This window comes from Guyparkeria sp. (assembly GCF_046545975.1).
Lineage (GTDB): Bacteria > Pseudomonadota > Gammaproteobacteria > Halothiobacillales > Halothiobacillaceae > Guyparkeria.
In genome coordinates this window covers 1-7,067 of record NZ_JBKGYT010000082.1, presented here as the reverse complement: position 1 = coordinate 7,067, position 7,067 = coordinate 1, and the positions used below count along the sequence as shown (strand labels likewise).

Below are 7,067 nucleotides of genomic sequence, written 5' to 3'. Positions count from 1 at the left end.
CCCTCACCGGCAGACTCACTGTCCGAATCAGGCGTCCCGTCAACAGACTCGTCACGGGACTCGTCAGCCTCCTCGGCTGTACGTTGCCCGTCCGTCTCGCCCTCCTGGTCCCCGGCATTGTCGGAATCCCCTGACGTCGCCGACTCGTCTTCGGACGGGGCTTCCGGCTCGACGGGGGCTTCCGGCGCGGGATCTTCCTCGTCGGTCTCGTGGGATCCGGCACGCAACTCCTCGGAAGCCTGGTCGGGGAAAAGGGACGATGGGGGATCGTCCAGCGGTTCGCTGCTGTCGCCCGGCGGCTGTGAAATCTCGCCCGGGTCCGTGCTAGCGACCTCGGGCTTTTCGGGAATTGGCTGCACGCTGAGACTGTCGATGCCGCTACCGTCAAGCCAGAGTGGCAACAGCAACACCGCCAGTGCCACGACCACCGCCGCACCGACCAGCCGCTGGCGGAAGCGCGATTCAGTCCAGGTTGAGTCGGATTGCTCTGCCACGGCGTCCTCGTCGGATTAGGCTGCAGGCGTGGGCCTGTACGGCACATTGTGGGTCCCATTCACCCGGTCCCGCAACGGCCCGACCACGTGGAATGACCCGAAGATCACGATCTCGTCACCCGGTGCCGATGCGGCGATGGCGGCATTATACGCGGCCAGCAGCCCGCTTTCACTGTATACCTGCCCCACCCCGGCCTCCGCCAGGGCCCTTTCGATGGCCGGCAACGGCATCGCCCGGGACTCCGGCAGTTCGGCCACCCACCAGGTGTCGATGCATCCGGCCAACGACGCGACGATGTCGGCGATCGGCTTGTCCAACAGCAACGAGAACACCGCCAGACGCCGCTTGGCGGGCCGCGCCCCGAGCGCGTTCGCCAGGGCGCGGGCCGCCTCCCCGTTGTGCGCCACGTCCAGCACGAAGCGCCGGCCGTCGCGTTCGAAACGTTCGAGCCGCCCCGCCAGACCGGCCGCAAGAAGCCCCTCGTTCACGGCGGCAACGGGTATGACCAGCGGACTGCGCGGATGTTGCAGCAACGCAACGACCCCCGCGGCGTTCACGAGCTGATGCTCACCGCCCAGCGCGGGAACCGGGACGACGTGACGCCCCTCCGGCCCGACAAGAGCGAAATGATCCGGGGCATCCGGCGTCGGTCGCTCCAGCCGGAACTCCTGCCCCAGCCGGAGCAGATCCGCGCCGATACGGTTCGCTTCCTCGATCACGGCCTCGACCGGGTCCGGGTCGGCGTAGACTGCCGGGCGATCGTGGCGCAGTATGCCGGCCTTCTCCCGGCCGATCGCCTCTCGAGAGTCGCCCAGCCAGGCCTGGTGATCCAGGCCGATGTTGGTGATCAGGGCCAGGTCGGCGTCCAGGGCGTTCACGGCGTCAAGCCGCCCGCCCAGACCGACTTCCAGCACCCAGACGTCCAGGGATTCGGCGGAGAACACCACGAAGGCCGCCACGGTCAGCCATTCGAAGTACGTCAGCGCCCCGCTCTCTGGGTGGGCATCGATCGCCTCGAACGCCGCGATCAGGCGCTCCGCCGCGACCGGCTCGCCGTCGACGAGGAAGCGTTCACGCACGTCGACCAGGTGGGGGGAGGTGTAGCTGCCCGTCCGATAGCCCGCCGCGCGACAGACCGCCGACGCCATGGCCACCGAGGAGCCCTTGCCGTTGGTGCCCGCCACCGAGATGACGGTGCCGATCCGCTTGCCGCGCAGCAGGTCCGAGGCCACGCGCTCGACACGGGTGACGCCCGGCTCGATGCGGTCCGGATCACGTTCCAGCAGCCGTTCAAGCCAGCGTTCCAGGATGGCGTCCGTCATGCGACCTCCCGCCCTACCGCGGGCCGACCGGACGTCGGGTCATGCGTCGGTGCGTGCAGGAGCGCTCACCTCGGACCGAGGCAGGTCCTTCTTTTGCAGGTTGGCGACCAGTGTCGCGATCGACCCGGGCAGTTCGGCGCGCGGGACGATCATGTCGATGGCGCCGTGCTCGAGCAGGAACTCGCTGCGCTGGAACCCTTCGGGCAGGGTCTCCCGCACGGTCTGCTGGATCACGCGCGGGCCCGCAAAACCGATCAGCGCGTTGGGCTCGGCGATCTGAACGTCACCGAGCATCGCCAGCGAGGCCGAGACCCCGCCCATGGTGGGATCGGTCAGCACCACGATGAAGGGCAGCTTCTTCTTCGACAGCCGGGTGAGCGCCGCCGATGTCTTTGCCATCTGCATCAGCGAGAACAGGGCCTCCTGCATGCGCGCACCGCCGGACGCCGTGAAGCAAATCAGCGCGCAGCGGTTCTCGATCGCCGCCTCCACGGCGCGAACGAACTTCTCGCCGACCACCGAGCCCATGGAGCCGCCCATGAAGGCGAAGTTGAAGGCCGCGGCCACCACCGGCAGGCCTTCGACCTGCCCGCGCATGACCACAAGCGCGTCCTTCTCGCCGGTCTTCTTCTGGCTGGCGGCGATCCGGTCACGGTATTTCTTCTGGTCACGGAACTTGAGGATGTCCACCGGGGCGATCTCGGTGAACAGCTCCTCGCGCCCGCTCTCGTCGAGGAAGGCGTCCAGGCGCTCGCGCACGCCGATGCGCATGTGGTGTCCGCACTTCGGGCAGACCTCGAGGTTGCGCCGCAACTCCTCGCGGTAGAGCACGGCGTCGCAGCCGTCGCACTTGACCCAGAGCCCCTCGGGCACGCCACGCTTGCCGCTGCTCTCGGTCCGGATTCGTGACGGAAGGAGTTTGTCCAGCCAGCTCATGCGTCAGCCTCCCCGTTCGTTCGCCTGTCCATATTGCCTGTCATTTCCTTGCGGTTTCCACGGCCTTGCGCATCTCGGCGACGAAGGCCCCTACCGTCTCCAGCACGGCCTCGTCGACACCGCCGCGCTCGACGGCCTGTTCGTGTATCAGTCGCACGATTGCCGAACCCACGATGACGGCGTCGGCCACGGCCGCCACCCGGCCGGCCGTCTCGGCATCCCGGATGCCGAAGCCCACGCCGACCGGCAGGTCGCAGGTCTCGCGGATGCGACCCAGCTGGGCGCCGAGCGCATCGACGTCCAGGTTGGCCGCGCCGGTCACGCCCTTGAGCGAGACGTAGTACACGAACCCCGAGCCCCGCGCGGCCACGGCGCGGGTGCGCTCGCCCTTCGTCGTAGGCGCCAGCAGGAAGATCGGGTCGATGCCCGCCCCGGCGAAGGCCCGGACAAGGTCGTCGGCCTCCTCGGGCGGCAGGTCCACCGTCAGCACGCCATCGACGCCGGCCTCGGCCGCCTGCCGTGCAAAAGTCTCGATCCCCATGGCCTCGATGGGGTTCTGGTAGCCCATCAGCACCACCGGGGTCTCGCTGTCCCGCTGGCGGAATTCGGCCACCAGGCCCAGTACGCCGCGCAGGCCCAAGCCCGATTTCAGGGCGCGCTCGTGCGCCGCCTGGATGACCGGGCCGTCCGCCATGGGATCGGAAAACGGCACGCCGAGTTCCAACGCATCCACGCCCCCGGCGACCAGCGCGTGCATGAGTTCGACGGTCGCCTGCGGATCCGGGTCGCCGGCGGTGATATACGGGATCAGCGCGGCGCGGTTCTCGCCCTTGAGGCGCTCGAACAGGGCGGCCAGGCGGCTTGTCGGTTGCTTGGTCGTCTCGCTCACAGTTCGATCCCCTCGAGTCGTGCCACGGTATTGATGTCCTTGTCGCCCCGCCCGGAGAGGTTGATCAGGATGCGCTGTTTCCCCCTCGCCTCGGCGAGCAGGCGCGCATGGGCGACCGCGTGGGAGGACTCGAGTGCCGGGATGATCCCTTCGCAGCGCATCATGTCGTGGAAGGCGGCCATGGCCTCCTCGTCGGTGATCGCGGCGTACTGCACGCGACCGACGTCCTTGAGCCAGGAATGCTCCGGGCCCACGCCGGGGTAGTCGAGACCGGCGGAGATCGAGTGCGTGCCGATGATCTGGCCATTCTCGTCCTCCATCAGGTAGGTGCGGTTGCCATGCAGGACGCCCGGCCGACCGGCGGTCAGCGGCGCGGCGTGCCGGCCGGTCTCCACCCCGTGGCCACCGGCCTCCGAGCCGTGCAGTTCGACGGTCTCGTCGGCGAGGAACTCGTGGAAGATGCCGATGGCATTCGACCCCCCGCCCACGCAGGCGACCACCTGGTCGGGGAGTTCACCGGTCTTCTCCAGCATCTGGGCACGGGCCTCGCGGCCGATCACCGACTGGAAGTCGCGCACCATCAGCGGGTACGGGTGCGGGCCGGCCACGGTGCCGATGATGTAGAAGGTGTCGTCGACGTTCGTCACCCAGTCGCGCATCGCCTCGTTAAGCGCGTCCTTGAGCGTGCGTGTGCCGGAGTCGACCGGCACCACCTTCGCGCCGAGCAGGCGCATGCGGAAGACGTTGGGGGCCTGGCGCTGGATGTCGTCGGCGCCCATGTAGACCACGCACTCGATCCCCAGGCGCGCGGCGACGGTGGCCGTGGCCACGCCGTGCTGGCCGGCGCCGGTCTCGGCGATGATGCGGGTCTTGCCCATGCGCTTAGCCAGCAGGGCCTGGCCGAGGGCGTTGTTGATCTTGTGCGCACCGGTGTGATTGAGGTCCTCGCGCTTGAGCCAGATCTCGGCACCGTAGAGCTCGGACAGGCGCTTGGCGTGGTAGAGCGCGGTGGGACGGCCGACGTAATCGCGCAGGTCCGACTCGAACTCCTCGATGAAACCCGGATCGTTGCGATACTTCTCGTAGGCGGCGGTCAGCTCCTCGATCGGCTCCATCAGGGTCTCGGCCACGTAGCGCCCGCCGTAGTCGCCGAAGCGGCCGCGGGCGTCGGGAAAGCTGGTGTAGTCGATCGCCTCGCGGGCCATCGGGTCAGTGGTCTCGGGCATGCCCTACCCCTCGCATGAATGCATGAATCAGTTCGGCCGACTTGATGCCCGGCTCGGTCTCCACGCCGCTGGACACGTCCACCGCGTAGGGCGCGAGTGTCGACACGGCCTCGGCAATGTTCTCGGGAGTCAGCCCCCCGGCCAGGATCCAGGGGTGCCGCTTGCGTCCGGCCTGTCGCGGCCAGCGCCCCCAGTCAAAGGTGTGCCCCGTGCCGCCTAGCCCGCTGACGGCGTGGCTGTCGAGCAGGAAGCCGCGCGCGGTGGCGTGATCGGCGACCGCCTTGTCGCGCGCCGTGTCGTCGAGCTCGGCGCTCAGCGCCTTGATGTACGGGCGCCCGAACTGCCGACAGAAGCGCCCGGTCTCGCTGCCGTGGAACTGCAGCAGGTCCGGGGCGACCTGGTCGATCACGCTCTCCACCCAGTCCACCTTGGCATCGGCGAACAGCGCCACGGTCTGGACGAAGGCCGGCACGGCGGCGATCAGTTCCCGCGCCCTGCCGATATCGATCGAGCGTCGGCTCGCCGGCACGAAGACGAAGCCCAGCGCGTCGGCACCCGCCGACACGGCGGCCTCGACGTCCTCGGCCCGGGTAACCCCGCAGATCTTGACGCGTGTGCGGCTGTTTTCCACCTGGATGCGGTCCTCGTGCAGAACGTGGCCGGTGCCCGGCGGACCATCCGCGGCGGGCCGACCGGGCCGGCAATACTAGCAGGATTCCGGCGGCCGCTCGAATCCGCCGATCGCCTCGAACAGCGGGCGGCGCGGCCCTGTCGGCAGTCCGAAGACCGCCGGATACTCGACCCCCGTCAGGTACAGCCCGTCGGCGGGCGCCGTGATGCCGGCTGCGTCGCGGTCACGCGCGGAAAGCACCTCCGACAGCCAGTCGACCGGTCGCTCCCCTGCCCCGATCGCGAACAGGCTGCCGACGATGTTGCGCACCATGTGATGCAGGAAGGCATTGGCCCGGACATCGATCAGGAGGTAGTCGCCCTGCCGGGTGACATGGATGGACTCCAGCGTGCGCACCGGCGAGTGCGCCTGGCAGTCCCTGCCGCGAAAGCTGGAGAAGTCGTGCTCGCCGAGCAGGCGGTGCGCCGCCTCCTGCATGCGGTCGGCATCGAGCGGGCGATACCACCAGGTGAGCCGACCGGCCGACAGCGCCGGCCGGGACGAGCGATTCACCACGCAGTAGCGGTACTCGCGGGCGGTGGCGGAAAAGCGTGCGTGAAAGTCCTCGCCCACCGGCTGCACCCACAGCACGGTGATGTCCCTCGGGAGGTGCTGGATGGAGCCCATCTGCCAGCCGTACAGGGGGCGCTCGACCTCCACGTCGAAGTGGGCCACCTGGTGGGTGGCATGCACACCGCGATCGGTCCTCCCGGCGCAGACGACCTCCACGGGGCCATCGGCCACCCGGGAGATGGCCTTTTCCAGGCGCGCCTGGACCGAGTCGCAGTGCGACTGTCGCTGCCAGCCGTGGTAGCGCCCCCCGTCGTATTCGATGCCCATGGCCAGCCGCATGTCGTGCCGTCTCCCCTGCGTTCTGTCGTGTGTATTCAAGCCGATGTCGAACCCACCATGATATCGCGCCCGACACACCTTCCTGGTCGCGCGGGGCCGGACCTCGGCCGAACCGCTCGAATATCAGTGTCATGCCAACTACTTATCAGGCAACGCGTGGGCTGCGGCCATGCTAGGCTCCGGTAGTACGGGCTCGGTACAACCGGCCTGAGACAGCGAGACCGGAGCCAGGTTTCCCATATTAGCGGTTTCTGATATTGTTTGCGGCCGACGATGCCCGCGCAACGACTGCCGGGCGGCCCAGACCGACGTCCCAGGAACGAGAGCAGCATGGCGCGAAAAGACCCTACCGATCGCAAGCTCACCGGTGAGCGTTCCACTACCGGAGGCGCTCGCCGCGGCCCGGCCATCGGCCTGCTGGCCGCCTCCATCATGGTCGGCCTGTCTCCCGGGCCGGTGTTCGCGGAACCCTCGCCCGACTTCAGCCCGATCGCGACGGAGACCGGCAGCCAGGAACAGCTTCGGCTGACGTTCGTCGAGGCCGTCGAGCGGACGCTCTCGCAGAACGCGGCCATCGACCTGTCGCAGGCCCGCATCGCCGAGGCACGCGCGGCCATCGAGCAGGCCAACGGCAACCTGCTGCCCACGCTGGACCTGTCCTTCGGCGTGACGGGTTC

General features: G+C 68.7%; 7 protein-coding genes and 1 pseudogene. 1 reads left to right on the top strand and 7 read right to left on the bottom strand.

What is annotated here, in order from left to right:
- From ACLFMY_RS07605 to truA, 7 genes and pseudogenes are all read right to left on the bottom strand, one after another.
- Window positions 1–494, bottom strand: a pseudogene (locus tag ACLFMY_RS07605) (hypothetical protein); the annotation flags it as partial.
- 15 nt (window positions 495–509) lie between these two features.
- Entirely contained in the window at window positions 510–1,817 is a 1,308-nt protein-coding gene (locus tag ACLFMY_RS07600; protein ID WP_410764042.1) for a bifunctional folylpolyglutamate synthase/dihydrofolate synthase, read from the bottom strand.
- Between the two features lie 39 nt (window positions 1,818–1,856).
- Window positions 1,857–2,753 (bottom strand): acetyl-CoA carboxylase, carboxyltransferase subunit beta, encoded by an 897-nt coding sequence (gene accD, locus ACLFMY_RS07595; RefSeq protein ID WP_410764041.1) that lies wholly within the window; start codon window positions 2,751–2,753, stop codon window positions 1,857–1,859.
- A 40-nt stretch (window positions 2,754–2,793) separates the two neighbouring features.
- Entirely contained in the window at window positions 2,794–3,642 is an 849-nt protein-coding gene (trpA, locus tag ACLFMY_RS07590) for a tryptophan synthase subunit alpha (protein WP_410764038.1), read from the bottom strand.
- A complete protein-coding gene (gene trpB, locus ACLFMY_RS07585; RefSeq protein ID WP_410764036.1) occupies window positions 3,639–4,868 on the bottom strand; it encodes a tryptophan synthase subunit beta in 1,230 nt (409 codons plus the stop codon). The genes trpA and trpB overlap by 4 nt, the downstream gene beginning before the upstream one ends.
- Entirely contained in the window at window positions 4,852–5,499 is a 648-nt protein-coding gene (locus ACLFMY_RS07580) for a phosphoribosylanthranilate isomerase (protein ID WP_410764034.1), read from the bottom strand. The genes trpB and ACLFMY_RS07580 overlap by 17 nt, the downstream gene beginning before the upstream one ends.
- 75 nt (window positions 5,500–5,574) lie before the next feature.
- Complete coding sequence (gene truA, locus ACLFMY_RS07575; RefSeq protein ID WP_410764032.1) at window positions 5,575–6,390, bottom strand: tRNA pseudouridine(38-40) synthase TruA; 816 nt, start codon at window positions 6,388–6,390, stop codon at window positions 5,575–5,577.
- Window positions 6,391–6,720: 330 nt separating this feature from the next.
- Between truA and ACLFMY_RS07570 the strand changes: the two genes are divergently transcribed.
- Window positions 6,721–7,067 (top strand): hypothetical protein (locus tag ACLFMY_RS07570; protein WP_410764030.1); only part of this gene is annotated, 347 nt, incomplete at its 3' end.

What these genes read in the sequence shown, in the direction of transcription:
- ACLFMY_RS07600 (WP_410764042.1), bottom strand. Translation starts at nt 1,817, where the DNA reads ATGACGGACGCCATCCTGGAACGCTGGCTTGAACGGCTGCTGGAACGT.
- accD (WP_410764041.1), bottom strand. Translation starts at nt 2,753, where the DNA reads ATGAGCTGGCTGGACAAACTCCTTCCGTCACGAATCCGGACCGAGAGC.
- trpB (WP_410764036.1), bottom strand. Translation starts at nt 4,868, where the DNA reads ATGCCCGAGACCACTGACCCGATGGCCCGCGAGGCGATCGACTACACC.
- truA (WP_410764032.1), bottom strand. Translation starts at nt 6,390, where the DNA reads ATGCGGCTGGCCATGGGCATCGAATACGACGGGGGGCGCTACCACGGC.